1 pseudogene is annotated in these 1,602 nt (G+C 75.0%); it reads left to right on the top strand.

From position 1 onward, the window contains the following. Positions 1–1,602, top strand: a pseudogene (locus ACTWQJ_RS51160) ([protein-PII] uridylyltransferase); the annotation flags it as partial.

Genomic DNA, 1,602 nt, shown 5'->3' with positions numbered 1-1,602 from the left:
GGCCGCCGCGCCGTGCCGCCCTGGCCGAGCTGACGGACTACTGGCTGGCCGGGCTCTTCGACGCCGGAGCCGAAGGACTGCGCGGGGTGTCCCTCATTGCGGTCGGCGGCTACGGCCGGGGTGAGCTGTCCCCGCGCAGCGACCTCGACCTGCTCCTGCTGCACGACGGCGGTGACCCCGCCGCGATCGCGGCCCTCGCCGACCGCATCTGGTACCCGGTCTGGGACCTCGGCCTCGCCCTCGACCACTCCGTCCGTACGCCGGCCGAGGCCCGCAAGACGGCCGGCGAGGACCTCAAGGTCCAGCTCGGACTGCTGGACGCCCGGCACATCGCCGGCGACCTCGGCGTCACGGCCGGCCTCAGGACCGCCGTCCTCGCCGACTGGCGCAATCAGGCCCCCAAACGCCTGCCCGAACTGCAGGAGCTGTGCGCCGAACGCGCCGAGCGCCAGGGCGAGCTGCAGTACCTCCTGGAGCCGGATCTGAAAGAGGCCCGTGGTGGGCTGCGCGACGCCACCGCCCTGCGTGCCGTCGCCGCCTCCTGGCTGGCCGACGCCCCGCGCGAGGGCCTCGACGACGCCCGGCGCCGGCTGCTCGACGTCCGGGACGCCCTGCACCTGGCCACCGGGCGCGCGACCGACCGGCTCGCGCTCCAGGAGCAGGACCAGGTCGCCGCCGAGGTCGGACTCCTCGACGCCGACACGTTGCTGCGGCAGGTGTACGAGGCGGCGCGGGTCATCTCGTACGCCAGTGATGTCACCTGGCGTGAAGTGGGGCGCGTGCTGCGGTCACGCGCCGTGCGGCCACGCCTGCGCTCCATGCTGGGCGGTGGGAAACAGGTCGCCGAGCGCTCTCCGCTGGCCGAAGGGGTGGTGGAGCAGGACGGCGAGGTGGTGCTCGCCCGGGCCGCGCGCCCCGACCGCGACCCCGTGCTCCCGTTGCGCGCCGCGGCCGCCGCCGCTCAGGCCGGTCTGCCGCTCTCCCTGCACGCCGTACGGCGCATGGCCGCCGGAGTGCGCCCGCTACCCACGCCCTGGCCCGCCGAGGCGCGCGAACAGCTGGTGACCCTGCTGGGCTCCGGCCGCCCCACGATCGAGGTCTGGGAGGCCCTGGAGGCCGAGGGCCTGATCACCCGGCTGCTGCCGGACTGGGAGCGGGTCCGCTGCCGGCCGCAGCGCAACGCCGTGCACATCTGGACCGTCGACCGGCATCTCATCGAGACCGCCGTCCGCGCCTCCGAGTTCACCCGCCGGGTCAGCCGCCCCGACCTGCTCCTGGTCGCCGCGCTGCTGCACGACATCGGCAAGGGCTGGCCCGGCGACCACTCGGTGGCCGGCGAGATCATCGCGCGCGATGTGGCCGCCCGTATCGGCTTCGACCGCGCGGACGTGGCCGTCCTCGCCACCCTCGTACGCCATCACCTGCTGCTCATCTAGACCGCCACCCGGCGCGACCTGGAGGATCCGGCCACCGTCCGCTCGGTCGCCGAGGCGGTCGGCACGCAGAGCACGCTGGAGCTGCTGCACGCACTGACCGAGGCCGACGCACTGGCCACCGGACCGGCAGCCTGGTCGTCCTGGCGCGGCTCGCTCGTCGCCGACC

Origin of the sequence: Streptomyces sp. KR55 (assembly GCF_052245645.1) — a bacterium.
GTDB lineage: Bacteria > Actinomycetota > Actinomycetes > Streptomycetales > Streptomycetaceae > Streptomyces > Streptomyces flavusporus.
Note: the sequence above shows the minus strand (reverse complement) of the source record. Positions and strands in the feature narration are given on the sequence as shown.